The organism is Streptomyces sp. NPDC059787, from assembly GCF_042732315.1.
Lineage (GTDB): Bacteria > Actinomycetota > Actinomycetes > Streptomycetales > Streptomycetaceae > Streptomyces > Streptomyces atrovirens.
Genome location: NZ_JBHWHX010000043.1, coordinates 1 through 19,561 on the forward strand (window position 1 = coordinate 1; position 19,561 = coordinate 19,561).

Here is a 19,561-nt window from a genome sequence, read left to right on the forward strand (position 1 = left end):
GGGCCCTCGGCTTCACCGGCGCGTTCGTCGGCCTGTGGGCCTGGGACCTCACCGGGGGCGGCCTGCCCGCCGACTTCGACGAGGCGACCTGGCGCACACTTCGTTAGCACCCCGAAGCGCCGTCATCGCCTCCAGGGGGGAGCGGCCGTCGGGGGAGCGGCCGTCCGGGCCCTCCCCTCGGGGCCGGTCCTGCCCGCGGTCACGGCGTCGACCGGGTGTCTGCGTGGCCGCGGCGGCATGGACCGTGGCGTGCCGGCTGAAGTCCTCGGGAACGGTGCCGCCCTCCCGGTGCCGCGCCTCGAACGCGGCGCCACCCGGCCCGCGTCCACGGAGAGCAGGGTCCTGAACCCGTCCCACCCGCACGCGACGATGCCGAACGGCCTCTCGAGTCCGACCACGGTTCCGTCGGGCAGGCCGTGGTCCGGCCGGTGGCGCTCGGCCCCCTCGGGGCGGTTCCTCTCGCGTACCCGGCGTTCCGCCTCGTCGGGTCACCGCTGCCCCGGAACGTGCGCCACCAGCCGCAGCCGCTGCTCGCACCTGCCCACCCGTACCGTCTGCCCCCATGTCAGCTCCAGGGCGTCGCCCTCCACGCCGTCCCCGAAGGCGACGAGACGTTCGGACTCGACGGTGAGGCGCAGCCGGCCGGTGGCGGCGAGTTCGCCGGCCACCAGGGACGTCCCGGTGGCCGGCGACGGCCAGGCCTCGCGGACGAACCAGAGCAGGCGGTCCTCCGTGGGGTGTGGCAGGCGCAGGGCGCTGCCCCGCTCCTGCCACACCGACCGGAGCCAGCCGGTCGCGCCGGTGCCCGTGCCCACCAGCACTCCGGAGGAAGCCTGGGCCTCGACGACACCCCCGTCGCCCTCCAGGCCCAGGCGGTACCTGGCCGTCTGGTGTCCGACGGCGCCGAGGTAGATCTCGTTGAGCGCGACCAGTCGCTGGGTGTCGTCGGCGACGGCCTCGACCATGGTGAGTTCGTCCGCTCGGGCCGTGGACGCGCCGCGCAGCAGCGCCGCCGCGTCGGCCGCCCGGTGCCGCACCAGTACGCCGGGATTGCGCCCCGGTTCGGGATCGACACCGATCACCGGCTGCCCGGCGAGGTACTTGGCCACGTTGGCCACCAGTCCGTCCTGTCCCACCACGACCACGATGTCCTCGGGGGCGAACAGGAAACGGTCCAGATCGTTCCGCTCCACCCGGGCCTGTCGCCAGGTCAGCGGGACCGCGGCCGCCACCTCGGCCAGCGCCCGGTGCGCGCGGCGGTGGCGTTCGGCGACTTCCCCGAGGTCCCGGCCCCGGGAGGAGAGGAAGAAGGCGGCCTGTCCGTGGGTACCGTGCCGGGCCACCAGTTCCTCGTACTCCGTGGTGCGGTGGACCAGGACGGCCCGCGGGGCGAGACTCATCCCCGGGCCCCGCCGCCGAGCCGGGCCAGCAGCCCGGTCAGCACGTCCGGTGAGACGGTCACGCTGTCGATGTGCGGCAGGTTCTCCGCCAGCCGCGTCCCGGTGAGCGCGTGCAGCGTCGCCACGTCGACATCGCCGTGGACGCGCAGCCAGGCCGCCTGGGCCTCGGCCCGGGCCTCGCCGACCTCGCGAGCGGCCTCGGCCTCCGCGCGGGCGAGCGCCACCGAACGGGCGGCCTCGGCCTCGGCGAGCTTGACCGTGCGCGCCGCCTCGGCCTGTGCGCGCACCTGGTCCGCCGCCGCGCCCTCCTCCGCCTCGCGGCGCGCGTTCGCCCCGCGCTGTTCCACCAACCGTTCCTCACGGCGGGCGAGTTCGATCTGGCTGGCCAGTTCGTTCTCGGCGATGGCGCGCTCGCGCTCGACGGCGACGGCCCGCCGCTCGTACGTCGCCCGGTCGGCCTCCTGCTGGATCAGCTCCCGGGCGGGCGTACGCAGCGCGCGCTCCACCTCCGCCTCGGGACGCACCGCCATGACCCGTACGGCCACCACCTCGATCCCGGTGGCCGGCAGCCGCGGCTCGGCGCCGAGGCCCGACGCGATCCGGTCGCGTACCGCGGCCACCCCGTCGACCAGCGCCGCGGACAGCGGGGTGCGGGCCAGCACGTCCAGCGCGTGCTGCTGGGCCGTCTCGGTGAGCAGTGTGCCCAGTTGCTCCAGCGGGGCCCCGCGCCAGGCTCCGGTGTCGGGGTCGACGGAGAAGTCCAGGCGGGCCGCGGCGAGTGCCGGGTCGCCGATCCGGTAGGTGACGGTCGCCTGTACCGACACGTCCTGGAAGTCGGCGGTACGGGCGCGGAAGGTCATGGCCAGCTCCCGGTCCTCGACCGGCACCTCGGAGAGCGCTGCGGCCAACGGGCGGAACCAGAAGCCGAGTCCTGGCCCGTCGTGCACCAGCTTGCCGCCGCGGTGGTGACGGATGTGGGCCGTGGGCGTGGAACGCAGGTGGCGCCAGCCCAGACGCCGGGTGATGTCGGCCATGGGATCCCCTTCTTTCTCGTCCCATTGACGATAATGGGTGACTTTCTTATCGTCAAGAGGACGAGAAAGAAGGGTGAGTGTGGTGTAGCTGTCGTGCCTGCAGGCAGAGGGGAGCCGGCGGCGGGAGGCCGGCACCCGGTGGCGACGGCCGGGCAGCAGACCCTGGCCCACCCGCGGTACGGCGACACCTGTGCGCGGCCTGCCACCGGGCTCGGTGTCGCGGCCGTCCGTCGCTCCGCGCGCAAGGCGGCACGGGACGAACGTCCAAGTCCGCACGGGCCTGTTCGGGCGCCTGCCGTGGGCCTCACCCGCGCTGCCCGGCGCCACGCACGACCCGGCCGCAGCCCGCGCACATCCGCGGCTGCCTGCGGACCACCCGACGCACTCCATACGACGCGCTGCCGGATCCAGGCTGCGTTACCCTACGGCCAATCAGGATCACACCGTGTTGGGGGGCGGGCATGGCGGTGCGGGGCGAGGCGATCCTGGCCGAACTCGGCTCTCTTCCGGCTCACGTGCGCGCGGACTACATCCATGTCCTCGAGACGGTCGTACGGATCGCTCCCCGGATGTGGACCCGTCGAAGGGGCGTCCAGCTGCAATGGATCACGCTTCGTGACGGCGACGACGCCGTCGTGGCGCAGGTGGACTCCGGCGAACTGGACAAGCACGTCGACCGGGACGGTCCACGGTCCGCCCGCTCCTTCGCCGGTGCCCTACGGGAAAAGCTGGGAACGAACCGGTGCGCCGCTCTGGTCTACGGGAACGCGGTCGACTCGCGCACATGGGGTTGGGTCCTCCCGCTCCTGCTCGGGCAGCCACCCAGGCTGGACACAGCGGTGATGGTCGATGTCGGACACCGCACCGGAGCCCGATCCACCTTCTCGTTCCCGATCGGGTACCGGCGCCTGCCCGTCCGGCGCCTGCGGTTCGAGGAGGACGTGCACGCGATCCTGCGGTGCGCCAGGAACACGTGACCCGTGTTCCACACCCCCACCGATGACGTCCCTTTCCGCGGTGCGGGCGATCAGCCGTCCGGCGCGGCGTTCGATCTCCCGGTCCGGCCACTCATCCGGGATCACGGAGACGACGCGTTCCCCGGAGAGGTCGGAAAGGGTGAGGAAAGCGGGGGAGCGAGGAAGGACGGGGACCGCCGTGCGGGCCCCGTCCTCCGAGTCGCGGTCCGGCGCGGGTCAGACCGGGACGGGGGTTTCGTCGCGTGTCTCCGCGTCCAGCCGCCGGTTCAGCTTCTCACCCTCGATGTCGAGGTCGGGCAGGGCCTTGTCGACGGGCCCCGGCAGCCACCAGGCGGCACGGCCGAGCAGTGACATCACCGCCGGGACCAGCGCCATACGGACGACGAAGGCGTCGACGACCACGCCGACGGCGAGGGCGAACCCGATGGATTTGATGATCGGGTCGTCCAGCAGGACGAAGCCTCCGAACACGGACGTCATGATGAGCGCGGCGGCCGTGACGACGCGGGCGTTGTGGCCCATGCCGCTGACCATGGCCGCCTGCGGGTCGGCGCCGTGGACGAAGTCCTCGCGCATACGGGAGACGAGGAAGACCTCGTAGTCCATGGCGAGGCCGAACAGGATGCCGATGAGCAGGATCGGCAGGAAGCTCACCAGCGGGCCGGGGGTGTCGACGCCCACCAGGCCGGCGAGGTGGCCCTCCTGGAAGATGGCGACGGTGATGCCGAAGGTCGCGCCCACGGTGAGCAGGAAGCCCAGGGCCGCCTTCAGCGGTACCAGGACCGACCGGAAGACCAGCATGAGCAGCAGGAAGGACAGGCCCACCACCAGGAGCAGATACACCGGCAGGGCGTCGGCGAGCTTCTCCGAGACGTCGATGCCCAGGGCGGTCGCGCCGGTGAGGGCGATGTCGGCGCCCTCGATGTCCGCGACCCGGTCGCGGATGTCGTGGACGGCGTCCTCGGTGGCGACGGCGGTCGGGCCGGCCTCGGGGATGACGGCCAGCAGGGCGGTGGTGCCCTGTTCGTTCAGCTGCGGCGGGGCCACGGCCAGGATGCCGTCGGTGTCCTTGATGAGTGCGGTGGCCTTCTCGGCGGCAGCCCCGGTGGACTGCGCGTCCTCACCGTTGACGACGGCGATGAGACGGCCGTTGAAGCCCTCGCCGAAGCCCTCGGACGTCAGGTCGTACGCCTCTCGCGCGGGGGAGCCCTCGGCGGCGGTGCCCGCGTCCGGGAGGGCCATGCGCATGTCCTGGGCCGGGAGGGTGAGCGCGCCCAGGCCGAGGATGCCGACGACCAGGAGCGGTACGCGCAGCCTGGTGACGAGCCGGCCCCAGGTGAAGCCGAAGCCCTCGGTGACGGTGCCCTCCCCGGCGGGCTTTTGGCCCGTGTGGCGCTGCTTGCGGGGCAGGATCCTGTCGCCGGCGAAGGAGAGGAAGGCCGGCAGCAGGGTGAGGGCGACCAGCACGGCGACGGCGACGGTGCCCGCCGCGGCCAGGCCCATCACGCTCAGGAAGGGAATGCCGACGACGGAGAGGCCCGCCAGGGCGATGACGACGGTGGCACCGGCGAAGACGACGGCGGAGCCGGCGGTGCCGGTCGCGCGGCCGGCGGCCTCCTCGGGCCGGAGGCCCTCGGCGAGGTACTGGCGGTAGCGGGAGGTGATGAAGAGCGAGTAGTCGATGCCGACGGCCAGGCCCAGCATCAGCGCCAGGATGGGGGCGGTGGAGGTCAGTTCGATGACACCGGTCAGGGAGAAGAGGCCGGCCATGCCGACCGCGACGCCGATCAGCGCGTTCAGCAGGGTCATGCCGGCGGCGACCAGCGAGCCGAAGGTGACGACCAGGACCACCGCGGCGACCAGGACGCCGAGCGCCTCGGTGGAGCCGACCTCCACCTCACCGCCCATGACCTCGCCGCCGTGCTCGATCCGCAGGCCCTCGGTGTCGGCGCCGACGGCCTCGTAGGCCGACTTCTGCTCGTCGGTGACCTCGTCGGCGGCCTCGTCGAACTGCACCTGGATCAGCGCGTAGCGACCGTCCCGGGAGACGGAGCCGGCCTGGAAGGGGTCCATGGCGGCGGTGACGCCGTCGATCCCGGAGGCTTCCTTCACCAGGGGTGCCACCGCGGCGGGGGACAGCTTCCCACCCTCGGGCGCGGCGACGACGATGGTGCCGGTCGCCCCGCCGGCCTGAGGGAACTGCCGGTCGAGGTCGTCCAGCGCCCGCTGGGACTCGGTGCCCGGCATGGAGAACTTGTCGCTGGTCGGGCCCATCAGGGTGGCGGCTCCGACACCCAGCAGGATCAGCAGGAGCAGCCAGACCGCGGCTATTCGGCCTCTTCTGCGGAAGGAGAACCGCCCGAGCCGGTACAGCAAGGTCGCCATGGAAGAGGGGTCTTTCCGTTAGGGGTCAACTGGGGGTGTGGTCAAGCGTCCGCAGCGCACTGCGGATCATTTCGGCACGCAGCACCTCGTCCGGCGCCACCTCGTCGTCGGTGGCGCCGGTGATGAAGACGCCGCCCAGCACCATCCACGCCGCCACCCGGGCCGGCGGGTGCTGCGAGCGGCCGGCCAGCGCGTCCAGCAACCGGTCCGCCAACTCGATGACGTTGAGGTCCTGGTGGCAGGACATCTCGGCGATGTCCTCGAAGAGGAGCCGGATCTCGCGGCGGAACCGCAGCGTCAGGCCGACGTATCCGACGACGGTCTCCTCCACCAGCCGGCCGCCCTCCAGCCCGGCCACGCGGTCGAGCAGCGCGGCGAGGGCGTCCTGAGCCGGGGTCAGCAGTTCGGTGAAGATCTTCTCCTTGCCGGCGAAGTGGTAGAGGAGTGACGCCTTCGAGCAGCCCACGTCAGAGGCGATGTCCTGCAACGAGGTGCCGCGGAAGCCGTGCACGGCGAACAGTCGCAGTGCCGACTCCAGGATCTGACCGCGCATGGCGGAGGCGGAGCGTGCCATGGCCCAACCATAACTGTCCGATCGGTCAGAACTGACCGATCGGACAGTGTGTCGCTATGGCCTGCGTCACTCTTCCTGTCCGGGGCTCGTACGGGGCGCACACGGCCGACTTCGCCGACTCACACACGGAAAGGCGCCGGCCCTCGAAGAACGCGACGCCGCAGGGCGGCTCGCCGTGTCTCCGGCACCCTGCCGGGCCGGCGGTGCTCGCCACGGGTCGGACGGGGCTGCGGACAAGGACCTTGGCGAGCGGACCGGGCCGGACGAACAGCGGGGCACCTTGGCCGAGGGTGCCGACCGGCGCCACCGGGGCGCCGCGCGGCAGCGGCTCCGCACCGTCCTGGACGCTGAGGACGGTGCCCCCGGAAGCACGACCTCGATCAACGGGACGCGCAGCAGCACGCCGCCGAGGACCCGCCGGCCGATGGTGCGGCACGCGGCCGGAACGGCGACGCCGGCGCAGGAAGTGACCGGCTCCGTACCGGGCGGTGCGAACGAACCTGCTCGACAGGCAGCGGATCTCGCTCGCGCTCAACCGGATCAGGACCCGGGGAACGGGTGGGATCATGACGTCGGAGCACACACGGAAACTCCTGTGCACCGCCTCGCACACCTCTGCGATCATCCCCGAATGGCGCACAGTCCCGAATCGCTGGTCATCCGGCACACCCACCGCCTTCCCTCCCCCCAGGGCTCCGCGGGCGAAGGAGCCACCGCCGCGCGGCAGTTCGACGCGGCGTTGGCATCCGTGGGCTTCAAACTCTCGGCGAAGCTGCTGGAGCGGCTGTCCGGGCTGTCCGGGGCCGCGGTCGTGCACACCGCCAGGCGGACGCTGCGCACCGTGAGCGAGATGGTGGGCGACCACGTCCGGCACAACGCGTACTTCATCGACTTTCCGGCGAACGTACCGGACACCGAAGAGTTCTGGATGCGATGTGTGACGCAGGCGCTCGTCGACGACACGTCGCGGGAGAACGTGCTGACGCAGCTGGCACGCGGGGTGCTGGACCTGCTCAGCCTCCCCACATACGGCCGCTACCAGCACACCTACGAGGAGATGCTCGCGGCGCAGGACGAGCTGATCGCCTCGGCGGGCGACCGGGTGACCGTCCTGCACCTCGGGCGGGACCTGGACGACGAACTCACGGACCTGTACCTGGCCTTGGCGGGCAGCACGACGCCACTGGGCGAGGACCACCTGCGCGACCTCGGGATCCTCGCCGAACGGTGCGCGCTCGGCCCCCAGCCGGAGTCGATCCCGGTCAGGGAGAACCGGGCGGTCGTCAACAAGGCCCGTCTCGCCGTCGGCGCGGACCTCCTGCTGGACACCGTCACCGATGTGCTGCGGCTGGCCTGCGCGCTGTCGGGCGGCGACGTGACGCTGCAGGAGCCGACCCGGTTCCGGGCTCTCCCGCGGCCGGCCCGCCGTGCGCTGCTCGCGGGCCTCGACGCCGTGGTCGCGGCGAACCCCGCCAAACTGGCCGATGTGCACGCGCACCGCGAGCCCTTCAAGCGGCTCGGTGAGCGACTGCACCCGCACGAGTACCCGCGCTGGCCGCACGCCGCCGATGTGTTCGCCGTGGCGCGGGGCGAGAAGGAGGCACGGTCCTTCGACAGCCGTGTCGAGGAGCTGCTCGACGAGTTCGACGTCCTCGGCGCGGTACGACTGCTGAAGTCCGCGCCCGGCAAACTGTTCCGCGCCCTGGACCTCCTGCTGCGTGTCGCCGCCGACCAGGAGCAGCGGGACGCGGTGGTGGCCGCCGCGGCGCGGGTCGCTCCGGAGGTCTCCGGCCGGGTCGTGCTCTCGATCCGCGAGCACTTCCAGAACCGGGAGCGGGAGACCGGCGAACCCCGGATCTTCGTCAACCGCCGGGGCCGCGGCTGGGTCGCCCCCGACGCCCGGCGGCCGGTCCCCGCCGCCGACCGCGATCGTCTGATCGCCGCCCTCGACGCCGAGATGCGCCGCAGGCTCCCGGCACCGGGCCGGCTGCTGCTCGGCCCCGACATCCTCGACGTGGCTCTCCCGCTCAGCGGCAGGGCGACCGCGACCGGGCTCGGCGTACTGCCGCGAGGCTCGCTCTCGGCGGTCGACGGCGAACGACTGCGCTTCTTCGTGTACTGGAAGGAGACCGGGCACCGGACCGACTACGACCTCTCGGCGCTGCTTTTCCACACCGATTACAGCACCGACTCCTGGCTCTCCTACACGTCCCTCAAGGCCGTCGGGGGCACACACTCGGGCGATGTCACCGAAGCACCCGACGGGGCCTCGGAATTCATCGACCTGTCCCTGGACCGGGTACGCGGCACATTCATCGTTCCGCAGGTCAACATCTACGCAGGCGAGGGCTTCGAGGAGGTCGAGGAGTCGTTCTTCGGTTTCATGCTGCGCGACGGTGAGCAGAGGGGCCGGCCGTTCGAACCGCGCACGGTACGCATGAAGTCGGAGCTTCGCGGGGTGGGCCGAGTGGCGCTGCCCCTGGTGTTCCGGCGCGAGGACGACGGCCGGTGGCGCGCGAAGTGGCTGCACCTGTACCTGAAGGGCGTCTCGTCGGCCAACCGGGTCGAGGAGAACCAGGTGTCGGTGTCCAAGGTGGTGCGTGCCGTCGTGGAACGCGAGCATCTGACGGTGCGGTACCTGATCGACCTGATGTCCCGCGACACCACGTCCGTGGAACTGTGGGACGGCGGGCCGGTCCCGGACGAACCCGTGACGTACATCGGCCTCGAACGTCCCGAAGGACTGCACCCGGACTCCCGGGTCATCACCCCTGAGAATCTGCGCGACTTGATCCCGGGCTGAGTGCTAGCCTTACCCACGGCGAGGCCATGAAGGGGCTTCCTTCTCAACTCCTTTCTGAAACAAGCTCTTTCGCTTTCCTCGCCCTCGATGTCGCTTGGAGCGGCGCCCGCGGGCGCCGCTCGAGCCGTTTTCACGGTTTGTTCCGCGTGGTCATGGTCGAAGAGCACGGTGTGCACCAGCAGCGGGACGAACTGCCGCAGTCCGACGCGGTCCGCTCAACCGTTGGCGGTGTGCGCGTTGTGCGCCAGGGCGCGGACACAGACGAGTGTGTCGAGTCCGCCCTCGCGCCACAGAGCCGGCAGGTTTCGCGCGGGGAAGAGGCGGATCACCGTTGGCCGTTTCCCGTGGGCTGCTCACCATGACGGCTTGCGGCACTGGGCGTAGACGAACGGGCCCGCCGGGTGGTCCTCGAAGTGGAGGTGCGGGCCGGTGACGTTGCCGGTCCTGCCGACTTTGCCGATCCTCTGGCCCGCCTTGACCGACTGGCCCGGCCGGACGCCTTGCTGCGACAGGTGGCAGTAGACGTAGACCCGGCCGTTGTCGCCTTGAAGGCCGATCCAGTGGCCGTACGCGCCCCCGTTGGCGTTCGACCACCGGACCGTGCCGTTGCGGACGGCGACCACCGGGGCCCCCTCCGGCGCGGCGTAGTCGTTCCCGGTGTGGTAACCGGCCTTGTAGCGTGGGTTCTTGACCCCGAAGGCGTAGGTGACGTGGTGCTCGGGCACCGGGGAGGCCACCCGGCCGCCCGAAGTGCCCGGGGGCTGGTGGCCGTCGAGGCTGACCTTGAAACCGAAGCGGTCGCCGAGCTTCTTGAGCGACACCTCTCCCGGGATTCCGTCCGCCTGCGCGCCCGAGAAGCCGAGGTGGCGCTGCCATTTGGCGTACGCGTCCTGGGTGAGTCGGCCGAAGACTCCGGGGCCCGAGCTGAAGTCGAGTCCCACGGCCGTTGCCAAGGCCTTCTGGACGACCAGGACGCTGTCGTTGTGCGCGCCGGGTTTGACCTGGGACAGGAGTACGGACTTGGACATGAGGAACATTCCTTCGTCGGCTGGTGATCAGTAACCGCCGGGTCGACGGGTGGGGTCGAACTGGCGGACGCGGCCTGCGAGGTTCGATCCGTCCCGGTAGACGCCGTACCGGACCATCACGTAATGCATGGCGGCGCAGATGTTGGCGACGCCGTCGTAGATCGCGTTCGAGGTGCCGGGGTGGTGGTACGCGGCGAACGTCGGCGGGATGACCTGGAGGACGCCGCGCGAGCAGTTGAGTGGATGGCCGTCGCCCTGCCTGGGACCGACGGCGTTGCTGTCCCAGGCGTTGACCGCGTTGAAGTTGTAGGAAGACTCGCGCCTGGCGGCAACCAGGATGCCCGGCACCCAGTGGGTCTGCGGCACGCCGAGGATCCGGCATGCCTCCTTGGCCGCGGCCGCGGTGCTGCCGTCCGTTTTCCGAACCGCGTCCGGTTGTTGTAGCCGGTCCCGGGAGGATTCGTCTCATGGACACCCTCGGGGACACTCTGGATGTGATCAACGAGTTTTCGCCACTGAGGTACTGCCATCCTCGTCCCACCTTCCGAAATCAGCAGCCGGCATCGGCGGTGTTCGGCGGTTCCAAGGGGTTCGAGAGGCTCTGGGTACTCATTGGTTCTTGATCCAGTACAGCACCCGAGACCCTTGATCACCACTTGGGGCATGGCCTGGCCGTGTGTGTGCTGCAGGGCGTCCTGGCGTTTTCCGGGGCCCCGATGGTGCTCCGCTCGCGTTCCGGCGAGCGCCTGCGCCTGACCTCGCGCCTTCATGGAGCGGGTTGTCCGGCAGGCGGGCAGGAAAACAGAAAACGTCTCCGACCAGCAAGAACGAGGGTTGTCGAGGTCCTTGTTCCTGCCGCTGCCGGAGGCACTTCCCAGGTGAGGCACCTTATCGGGTCCTGTTCCCATGTCCGTGTCCAGGACGACAGCCGCCAGGTCGTCTTCCGGGGCGGGCCGTTCGGTCCGCACGCCCCGAAGTCCGTACTCGGCTCCGGTCGTTGGCCGGCGAGAACGCCCCGGACACCGACGTCCAGGTCGTCGTCGATCTCGACGGTGTCCTCGTGATCGCCCACTCCGACGAGGAGGACGCGGCCGCGGCCTGGAAGAAGACCTACGGCCATCACCCGCTGACGGCCTTCCTCGACCACGGACCGGGCGGAACCGGTGAACCCGCCGCCGCCCTCCTGCGGCCAGGGAACGCGGGCTTCGGCACGGCAGCCGACCACACCACCACCGCCCAGCTGCCGAGGAAGTACGGGCGAGGGCGGCAGACGCTGATCCGCACGGACTTCGCCGGCGGCACCCACGACTTCGTGTCCTGGCTCGCCAGGCGAGGACGATGGCTCTCCTGCTCGGTCGGAGTGGTGATCGCCGAAGCGATCCACGAACACGTGCTGAAGGTCCCCGCCTCGGCCTGGACCCCGGCCGATCACCGGACTCGAGCTCCGTCGCCGACTGCGGGCCCGGGCAGTGGAACCCGGCTCCCAGCCGACGCGACAGCAGGGCCGCCGGCCTGCCCACCACCAGCCCCGCAAGGCAGAAGGGCCCACCGACTCGGTCGGCGGACCCTGGCGAAAGATCGAGGCCGGCAAACCCCCGGCGGTATGTTCACACCACATCCCAGACGTCTTCGCCGAGCCAACCTCGCGGATCCCTGAGTTCGTCGGGAACATCGAGCGTCGGTGTCACGATGGAATCATTACCGGACCGCGCCATGACGGCGTAGAGCTTGAATGTGTGCAAAGCGAAGGTGTCTAGTTTTGCTTTTAGGTTCGGCCCGACAGATGCGACGAACGAATCATTGCTCTCGCCCCCCGGGTGAGTCCACTCGATAATCCACAAGTAGGTTCGCTTTTCGGTGCTTCCCTTGACGAACAAATGCCGATCCGCGTGCAATCCCGCCCTGCGGTCCGTGAAGGTTCGCGCAAGAGGGAGAAGCTCTTCGGTGACGAATTCATTGAATTCGTCCTCTTCCGCCTCGGGGCGTAGTTCGATGTAATGAACGCAAACCGCCATATCTGAACCTTTCCGAGGATTCGCCTGTAGGGCGCGGTGGATGGCATTCAGTGGACGACCGCGGGTCCGCCTGGTCTCGCCCATCCGGAGGGAAGTGCCGCTCGCTGACGGAGTTGCCGCTGTGTCCGGTGAGAGTTGGCGATCATCGGCGAGGGTGCTGTCACACGGTATGTCGGCATCGGCGCAACATTCTTTGGTACTTCCCGTCCGTGTCTTGCATGCTGCAGGAAGAAAGGTTGATATGGCCGTGTTGTGATGACCTTACGCCTGCGTGATCCCACTCGTCAGAATCATCGCAGCCGCTTGCGGGGTTTGCCACCGCGGCCTGCGACCGCTGAGCCGGATGGCGTACCCAGACCCCTCTCGTGCGACGAACAATTCCGTCCGGTGGGATTCTTTGAGCTGCTGAACCTGAACTCATGATGTCGCTCGACAGCTTGCTGTGTCGCGGTGACAACTGATCCGCGCGCCGGTACTCCCCAGCCGGGAGACCACGACAACCACCGTCACGGCTGCGGGGCCCGGAGTCGGTGACACAGGCGCCGAGGGGGTTCCTCCCGGAACCATGCGGGTCTTGCTGAGTTCGAAATGGCCGATCCGGCCATCACTCACACCGGTCCCGGTGAACAGAGCGCAGTGCAGATCGCCGTCGTAGTCCCAGGCCGCCAAGAGGGTGTCTCGCGTGGCAGGTTTCGCGAGCTTCTTGTGGCAGGTCAGGCCGGCGGCCAGGCCGGGGAAGGTGAGCAGTACGGCTGTGCCGGGGTCGTTGCGCGAGACGTACCTCCGCCGCCTCGGCGTCGATGTGCCGACCGGGGGAATCCGCTGGACGGGTGATTTCGGCGCCCACGCCGAAGCCGCCCTCGTCCGCCTCCCGGGTCGGCCCCGCGGTGCGGATGCCCTGGGTCCACTCGGTGTCACGGCGCCGGTCCATGGCGCGACGGGCCGTCTGCTCGGACGGGAGCGGGATCACGCGCTCCGCCCGCACGTCGATCGTCATCGTGCTGCCTTGCCTTGCCCTGCCTCGCCAGGCCGGGGACGGGGGAGGTGAGTCCTTGGCGCTGCGACCAGGATCCTCGACGGGGATGGTGGGCGCACGGCGAGTGGCCCGACGCCAGGTACGGGTGCTGTGCGGCCGTGCACCGAAACAGGACAATTCGCTTTTTCCGCGAGACGCTGCCGTCGGGGCGGCGCGCAGTGCCGCCTCCCGAATCTGTCCGCCTTCCTTCCCGGGAGTCCGCCATGGCAGTACCGCCCGCCCCGTCCACCGAGGACGGCTACCGCTACGACGACCTGCACGCGCTCTTCATCAACTGCACGCTCAAGCCGTCCCCCCGGCTCAGCCACACCCAGGGGCTCATCGACAGGAGTCGGGCGATCATGGAAGCGCGGGGGGTGACCACGGAGCTCGTCCGCGCGGTCGACCAGGACATCGCACCAGGCGTCTACCCGGACATGACCGAGCACGGCTTCGCCACCGACGCCTGGCCCACGCTGTACGAGAAGGTGATGGCCGCGGACATCCTGGTCCTGGCCGGGCCCATCTGGCTCGGCGACAACAGCTCCGTCACCAAGCAGGTCATCGAGCGCCTGTACAGCTGCTCGAGCTTGCTCAACGACCAGGGACAGTACGCCTATTACGGGCGGGTCGGAGGGTGTCTGATCACCGGTAACGAGGACGGCGTCAAACACTGTGCCATGAACGTCCTCTACAGCCTGCAGCACCTGGGCTACACGATCCCTCCGCAGGCGGACGCGGGCTGGATCGGCGCGGCCGGGCCTGGTCCCTCGTACCTGGACCCCGGTTCGGGCGGGCCAGGCAATGACTTCACCAACCGCAACACCTCCTTCATGACCTGGAACCTGATGCACCTGGCAGCCCTGCTCAAACGCGCGGGAGGTATCCCGGCGTACGGAAACCAGCGGTCGGAATGGGACGCCGGCTGCCGGCCGGAGGCGGACAACCCCGAACACCGCTGAGTGGGACGGTGCGCCGTAAGGATTTCGTCATCACCTGCGGGGTGTGGGACCGCCGCCAGCTTCCGTTGAATGGGGCAGGACGGACGAACCCCCAGGAGGCGAAGCAGAGATGGGACGCGTACGGAAGGTGCCGGCACGGTCGTTGGTCATCACGGTGCTGGTGGCCGCGGTCGTCGGAGGCGGCTTCGGGCTGTACTGGTTCCAACCATGGAAGCTGTGGCAGGACGAGACCGTCGAGGAGGCGCTGCCCCCGTCGGCGGCAGCCTCCGCTCCTCCCGCGGCGGTGTCCTCCCCGACGTCCACCACGTCGGCCGGGCCGCGGACACTGGCGAGCGGTGAGCTGATCAGCCACGAGCACGCGACATCGGGCACGGTGAAGCTCGTACGGCTTGCCGACGGCTCCCGCATCGTCCGGCTGGAGAACCTCGACACCAGCAACGGCCCCGATCTGCGCGTGTGGCTCACCGACGCACCGGTGAAGGAAGGGAAGGCCGGCTGGCACGTCTTCGACGACGGGCAATATGTCAGCCTCGGCAGGCTCAAGGGCAACAAGGGCAGCCAGAACTACGCCCTGCCCGAAGACGTCGACCCGACTCGGTACACCAGCGTCAGCATCTGGTGCGACCGTTTCGACGTCTCCTTCGGCGCCGCCGAACTCGCCCGCCTCTGACTCCGGTCCCGGCACGGTGCCCTCGGCCGGTCGCGCGATGGCCGCGGAAGCCATGGCCCGTCTATGCCGCGTGGCCGTCGTGGTGCCCTGGGCGGCCGATTCGGCGCAGGTGGCGCAGTCGGCGTTGACGAAGGCCCATGGGTGGGACCGCCATGCCGACCGTTCCGTCGGCCCGGCCGACAAGCACCTTGCCCGGGTCCGCTCGGTTGACGATGCCCGTCCTGGTGCCGGGGAGCCGCTGCCGGGCAGGAGGTCACGCTCGGGGTACCAGTCGCGCGGGTGCCGTTCAACGATCGGTTCTGTCGCACATTCGGTGGTGACGGTAGGTCATGACGGCGGCAGAGGGGTCATCGGTCGCGAAACCGCGACCCGGTGCCTCGCAACAGGCATTCCCGGGTCCGGGTCGGCCGGTGGCCCGGCGTGTGAAGGCTTCGGTCAGCCGTTGAGGGCGCCTTGCAGGGTGGGGTGGCAGTCGATGATCTCGTCGATGCCGACGATCTGCAGGGTGCGCAGTACGGCGGGGGTGGGCGCGGCCAGTCGTAGCCAGCCGCCTGCCGCGGTGGCGGTGTGGTGGGCGGTGAGGAGGATGTTGATGCCGCTGGAGTCCATGAAGGTGACCTGCCGCAGGTCGGCCACGACGCGGGGCCGGCCGGTGAGGGAGGGGGCCAGTGCCTGGCGGAGCGTTTCGCCGGTGTCGTGGTCGATTTCGCCGGCCAGCGTCAGGACGCGTGCGTCGTGGGCGGTGGTGGCGGTGACCGAGAGCCCGCTGCCAGGATGCGGCGCCTGCTCGGTGGGTTGTGCGTCTGTCATATGTTCCTCGGCCATATGGGTGATACTGGCACATCGGACCGTGCCTGCGGTGCCGCCCTGCACGGGGCGGGCAAGGGCCTTGACGGTGCGGGCAGTCGGGGGAGGGGCACGGGGTGTATGCCGCGCACGGGCGGGTATGCGCGCTGGGTGGTGAACGGGGCAGTGGAGGCGGCGGGGATGGCAGCAGTGCCCGTGGGCGGGGACGGCGCTACGCCGGAGGAGAAGGTCATACAGGCCACGCTCGTGTTGGACGGGGACGGGGCGGGTATCGCTCAGGCCCGTCACCTGGCCGTCGGCTTTCTTGTCCGGGTGCAGGCCGAGTACGGCCTGCCGGTCTCCCCGCGTGCGATGGATGTGACGCAGTTGGTGGTCAGTGAGCTGGTCACCAACGCCCGTAAGTACGCTCCCGGTCCGGCGCTGATGGACCTGCGCATCGCCGGTGACACGGTGGAGGTGTCGGTGTGGGACTCCGATCCGGTGCTGCCGATCGCCCGGGCCGCGGACGCCGGCCGGGTCGGCCAGCACGGCCTGGAGATCGTCATGGCCGTCGCCCAGGGTTTCGAGGCCCGGCGTGAGCCGGTGGGCAAACGCATCACCGCCCGCCTCGCCCTGGCCGACGACCCCGGCGGCGGCCTCACCGGACACCCGCCCCTGTAGAGGATCCGGCCCCCGGCGTGACACTCTCGCCGCCCGCTCGAGTTCGCCGGCCTGTGCCGCGGCCTTTTCCGGCGCCGACGCACGGGCCTCGCCTGCCCGCGCCCCGGCGTCGTCCCTCCGGCTCCGCCACGCAACATTTCCCCGACGGGGAGTCGCGGTCACGCGCGGCAGTGTGCGACGGTGGACGGACAACGAGACCGGCCGACACCCTCCAGTGCCGGCCTTCGGGGAGCCGGGCGTTGCCCCCATCCCGGGCACCCGGCCCCTGCCATCGTCGTTCACCCCTCTCCCCGGGGTGCTTCGTCTTTGGGCTCATCAACCCCCGGAAGGGGGCGCGCCCGCCGTGAACATCACCACCGTCATCGACGGTACGTCCGCACGCATCACCCCGTACGGGGACATCGACTTCGACGCCCTGCCCCCGCTGCGCGCCGCCGCCGACGCCCTGCCGGCACACGTGACCGACCTCATGTGGGACCTGAACCACACGGCCTTCATGGACACCGCCGGCCTCCACCTCCTCTTCACCCCCCGCCCGTCCGACGTCCCGGACCGCCGCACGACCGCGACGGGACTGCGCCGCCAGCCGCTGCGCCTGCTGCTCCTGGCCGCCGACCTGCACCCCGCCACCTTCGACCTCACCCGCCTGCTCCCCGACACGCCGCCCACCGCCCCCCAGCAGACGGCACCCGGAGGGCCGTGAGGGAGCACCCGGACACCAACCCGGGAGGGAAGGCCGCAACGGGAGGACCCGGAACCGAATCGATCAGCCAGTGGGTACGTCATGCGATCGTGTGGCGCCGCTGATGATCCCCGGGCGACAGCCCCGGCCAGGGATCAGGGGACGCACTTCGGCGAACGTACGGGACTGCTGCGTCCACGACGGCCGGGCGAGCCTCGCACCGCATGTCCCGCGCGTCGTCACGCTGCCCGAGGAACCGGCTCGAGAGGGCGTTCCTGTTCGCGGTGCACCAGGAGAAGCGCAGACAGGCTGTCGGCGGCTCCCGCCGGCTCGGCTCTCGGGCCCGGACCGCGAAACGACGGAACAGCGCAAGGGCAACCGCGGCACACTCTTCACCGAGCACGGCGTTGAGCCTCGCACTGCCTGGTGACGTCCTGATCAGGCCGCCGTGCCAGGACCGGGCGGAATGTGAACGGTCATGATCAGGTGGCATGTCCCGGTGCCCGAGCCGCGGTAGGTGTGGGGGGCGTCGCCGTCGAACGTCGCGGTCTGCCCGGCGTTGACCGGATGCTCGCCGCCGTCGCCGTCGGCCTCCTCGCCCTCAGCTGAGCACCCTGAGCTCCTCACGGAAGGACCCCCGCGATGTTCATCCAGCCCTGGGACGCCACCCTGGACGACGCCGAATGGCGGACCTGGATCGCCGACGGCCACGACTTCGGCATCCCCGACGACCCGGAGCAAGCCCGGGCCCGTGTCGAGCACCTGCGCCGGCTCCTGCCCGACACGGTGACGGTGGGCATCAGCGGAGACGCGGCCGCAGCCCGGGGCCTGAACGCCTGATGCGACGCCTGGACGGGCTCCTGCGGCCGGGGTTCCGCTTGCGGCAGGGGTTCATCCGTCCGGCGCAACGGTTCGCGCTCCGGGGCGCGCGATGGGCACGCTGTGAGCGCGCGTGTATGCGGACGCTGTGGAACGTGCGCCGTGTACCACCCGGCGTTGTGGTGAGATCCGGTGCGTACAGGTGTGCGCGTCGTCGGGCCACGGGACTTCTCTGATAGCTGCTGGTGCCGGTGCGGCGAACGGGAAGGCTGACGAGAGGCCGGATCGCTGCCACCGCCATGGCAGTGGTCCGTTGAACCCGCGCGACCACTACCCTCTGCGACGGTTTCGCTTCACGGGGTGCAGTGCGCGGTGCGGTCAGCCGTTCAGCGAACCCGCACACCCCTCCAAGGAGTCAACTGATCATGAGCGCCCCTGTCGTCGACCTCTGGGGCCCCGCGGCCCCTGGGGCTCGCACCTCGTTTCCCCCCGCGCCGGAACCCCACGACGAATGGTCCCTTCCCGGCGGGACGGCCTGGGTCTACTACAGCCCGCTGAACCGCAGACAGCTCATCCGGCCGGTCATCCTCTCCGACGGGTTCTCGGGCGGGTCGAGCAACCTGGACCAGCTCTGGCACGGCCTGGAGGAGAACGGCGACCACCGTTTCGTCTCCGAGCTCCACGCGACCGGCCGGGACGTGATCATCCTCGGCTACGACGACCGCACGGCGTCGATCACGGAGAACGCCGACACCGTCATCGACTGCGTCCGCCGGGCCGTCAGCGAGCGGGTGGGCCGGTCGAAGCTGGTCGTGGGCGGATTCAGCATGGGCGGACTGATCACCCGCTACGCGCTGGCCAGGATGGAGCGGGACCCCGCCCTTCCCGACCACGAGACGTCCCTGTACATCTCGTACGACACCCCGCACCAGGGCGCGTGGCTGCCCGTCTCCCTTCAGGCGTTCACCCACTTCGCGGCGGACCACTGGGGAGAGGCTCCCGTCGTGGGGGAGAAACTGCGCCAGTTCTCCGGACTGCTCAACAGCCCCGCCGCCCGGCAGATGGCACGCTGGCACCTCGAGAAGGTCGGCGGCACCGTGAAGGAGGCACCGGAGCGGGCGGAGTTCCTCCGGGCCCTCGAAGAGCTCGGCGGCTGGCCGCGGGCCGTCCGCAGGATCGGCGTCGCCAATGGCGTGGACACCGGCACGGGCAACGGCCTCAAGCCCGACGTGACAGCGGTACGGGCCAACGGCGAGACGCTCGTCGACACATGGCTCAAGACCCAGGCGCAGGGCGACCAGGAGGTCGCCCGCCTGCAGAAGAAGGGCGGCGAAACGATCCCGGTCACCACGGGAGGGCTGCCCGACATCGACGGCGCTCCCGGCGGCCTGTTCGCCGCGCCGTCACCCCAGGGCGACCCCGGAAGCTTCGGCCTGGTCGCCCTCCTCGCGCGCCTCCTCGGCAACGAGGTGGACCCGGACGTCATCACGACGTCCTGCTTCATCCCGGCCATCAGCGCCCTCGCCGCCGGTGACATCAGCGACCCGAAGGCGCTCTACCAGCCGATCACGCCCGACAACAGCGAGCTCGACGCCTTCGTCGCCGCCGGCCGCAACGAGGGACACACCACCATGACCGAAGAGCTCGGCGCGTGGATCGTGAACGAGATCGTCGCCGGCGGATGACTCCCTCCCCGGGGCAGGCGGGCCGAACCCGCGCGAGCCCGCCCG

The 19,561-nt window shown here is 70.4% G+C and carries 17 protein-coding genes and 3 pseudogenes; 11 read left to right on the top strand and 9 right to left on the bottom strand.

Annotation, left to right across the window (positions count from 1 at the left end):
• Window positions 1-107 (top strand): hypothetical protein (locus tag ACFV5H_RS30160; RefSeq protein WP_385198167.1); only part of this gene is annotated, 107 nt, incomplete at its 5' end.
• 381 nt (window positions 108-488) lie between these two features.
• Here ACFV5H_RS30160 and ACFV5H_RS30165 read toward each other — a convergent pair.
• Entirely contained in the window at window positions 489-1,400 is a 912-nt protein-coding gene (locus ACFV5H_RS30165; protein ID WP_385198119.1) for a hypothetical protein, read from the bottom strand.
• Entirely contained in the window at window positions 1,397-2,434 is a 1,038-nt protein-coding gene (locus tag ACFV5H_RS30170; RefSeq protein ID WP_385058940.1) for an SPFH domain-containing protein, read from the bottom strand. The genes ACFV5H_RS30165 and ACFV5H_RS30170 overlap by 4 nt, the downstream gene beginning before the upstream one ends.
• 250 nt (window positions 2,435-2,684) lie before the next feature.
• Between ACFV5H_RS30170 and ACFV5H_RS30175 the strand changes: the two are divergent.
• Together ACFV5H_RS30175 and ACFV5H_RS30180 are read left to right on the top strand one after the other, a co-directional pair.
• Window positions 2,685-2,789, top strand: a pseudogene (locus ACFV5H_RS30175) (IS5/IS1182 family transposase); the annotation flags it as partial.
• Between the two features lie 106 nt (window positions 2,790-2,895).
• A complete protein-coding gene (locus ACFV5H_RS30180) occupies window positions 2,896-3,411 on the top strand; it encodes a hypothetical protein (protein WP_385198170.1) in 516 nt (171 codons plus the stop codon).
• 216 nt (window positions 3,412-3,627) lie between these two features.
• Here ACFV5H_RS30180 and ACFV5H_RS30185 read toward each other — a convergent pair whose 3' ends face one another.
• Complete coding sequence (locus tag ACFV5H_RS30185) at window positions 3,628-5,796, bottom strand: MMPL family transporter (RefSeq protein ID WP_385198120.1); 2,169 nt, start codon at window positions 5,794-5,796, stop codon at window positions 3,628-3,630.
• A 25-nt stretch (window positions 5,797-5,821) separates the two neighbouring features.
• A complete protein-coding gene (locus ACFV5H_RS30190) occupies window positions 5,822-6,370 on the bottom strand; it encodes a TetR/AcrR family transcriptional regulator (protein WP_385198122.1) in 549 nt (182 codons plus the stop codon).
• 631 nt (window positions 6,371-7,001) lie between these two features.
• On the opposite strand from ACFV5H_RS30190, the gene ACFV5H_RS30195 reads away from it, so the two are divergent.
• Window positions 7,002-9,173 (top strand): TerD family protein, encoded by a 2,172-nt coding sequence (locus ACFV5H_RS30195; RefSeq protein WP_385198123.1) that lies wholly within the window; start codon window positions 7,002-7,004, stop codon window positions 9,171-9,173.
• A gap of 353 nt (window positions 9,174-9,526) precedes the next feature.
• On the opposite strand, the gene ACFV5H_RS30200 is transcribed toward ACFV5H_RS30195, so the two are convergent.
• Window positions 9,527-10,201 (bottom strand): peptidoglycan DD-metalloendopeptidase family protein, encoded by a 675-nt coding sequence (locus tag ACFV5H_RS30200; protein WP_385198124.1) that lies wholly within the window; start codon window positions 10,199-10,201, stop codon window positions 9,527-9,529.
• A gap of 27 nt (window positions 10,202-10,228) precedes the next feature.
• Entirely contained in the window at window positions 10,229-10,567 is a 339-nt protein-coding gene (locus ACFV5H_RS30205; RefSeq protein ID WP_385198126.1) for a transglycosylase SLT domain-containing protein, read from the bottom strand.
• A 583-nt stretch (window positions 10,568-11,150) separates the two neighbouring features.
• Between ACFV5H_RS30205 and ACFV5H_RS30210 the strand changes: the two are divergent.
• Window positions 11,151-11,627, top strand: a pseudogene (locus ACFV5H_RS30210) (transposase); the annotation flags it as partial.
• Window positions 11,628-11,808: 181 nt separating this feature from the next.
• On the opposite strand, the gene ACFV5H_RS30215 reads toward ACFV5H_RS30210, so the two are convergent.
• Window positions 11,809-12,300, bottom strand: a complete 492-nt coding sequence (locus ACFV5H_RS30215; protein ID WP_385198128.1) for a hypothetical protein — start codon at window positions 12,298-12,300, stop codon at window positions 11,809-11,811.
• A gap of 1,155 nt (window positions 12,301-13,455) precedes the next feature.
• Between ACFV5H_RS30215 and ACFV5H_RS30220 the strand changes: the two genes are divergently transcribed.
• Both ACFV5H_RS30220 and ACFV5H_RS30225 read left to right on the top strand, forming a co-directional pair.
• Window positions 13,456-14,193, top strand: coding sequence for a flavodoxin family protein (locus ACFV5H_RS30220; RefSeq protein WP_385198130.1), 738 nt, complete (start codon window positions 13,456-13,458; stop codon window positions 14,191-14,193).
• Between the two features lie 109 nt (window positions 14,194-14,302).
• Window positions 14,303-14,863: a DM13 domain-containing protein gene (locus ACFV5H_RS30225; protein WP_385059741.1), complete on the top strand. Its 561-nt coding sequence runs from the start codon at window positions 14,303-14,305 to the stop codon at window positions 14,861-14,863.
• 435 nt (window positions 14,864-15,298) lie between these two features.
• Here the strand turns inward: ACFV5H_RS30225 and ACFV5H_RS30230 are convergent, their stop codons facing one another.
• Window positions 15,299-15,673: an STAS domain-containing protein gene (locus ACFV5H_RS30230; RefSeq protein WP_385059578.1), complete on the bottom strand. Its 375-nt coding sequence runs from the start codon at window positions 15,671-15,673 to the stop codon at window positions 15,299-15,301.
• Between the two features lie 177 nt (window positions 15,674-15,850).
• Between ACFV5H_RS30230 and ACFV5H_RS30235 the strand changes: the two genes are divergently transcribed.
• Together ACFV5H_RS30235 and ACFV5H_RS30240 are read left to right on the top strand one after the other, a co-directional pair.
• On the top strand, window positions 15,851-16,330 hold the full coding sequence (locus ACFV5H_RS30235; RefSeq protein WP_385059582.1) for an ATP-binding protein: 480 nt from the start codon (window positions 15,851-15,853) through the stop codon (window positions 16,328-16,330).
• A gap of 343 nt (window positions 16,331-16,673) precedes the next feature.
• Window positions 16,674-17,033, top strand: a complete 360-nt coding sequence (locus ACFV5H_RS30240) for a hypothetical protein (RefSeq protein WP_385059585.1) — start codon at window positions 16,674-16,676, stop codon at window positions 17,031-17,033.
• Between the two features lie 417 nt (window positions 17,034-17,450).
• Here ACFV5H_RS30240 and ACFV5H_RS30245 read toward each other — a convergent pair.
• A pseudogene (locus ACFV5H_RS30245) lies at window positions 17,451-17,594 on the bottom strand (XRE family transcriptional regulator); the annotation flags it as partial.
• A 60-nt stretch (window positions 17,595-17,654) separates the two neighbouring features.
• On the opposite strand from ACFV5H_RS30245, the gene ACFV5H_RS30250 reads away from it, so the two are divergent.
• Complete coding sequence (locus tag ACFV5H_RS30250) at window positions 17,655-17,852, top strand: hypothetical protein (RefSeq protein ID WP_385198131.1); 198 nt, start codon at window positions 17,655-17,657, stop codon at window positions 17,850-17,852.
• A 404-nt stretch (window positions 17,853-18,256) separates the two neighbouring features.
• A complete protein-coding gene (locus ACFV5H_RS30255; RefSeq protein WP_385198132.1) occupies window positions 18,257-19,516 on the top strand; it encodes an esterase/lipase family protein in 1,260 nt (419 codons plus the stop codon).
• The last annotated feature ends 45 nt before the right edge of the window (window positions 19,517-19,561 follow it).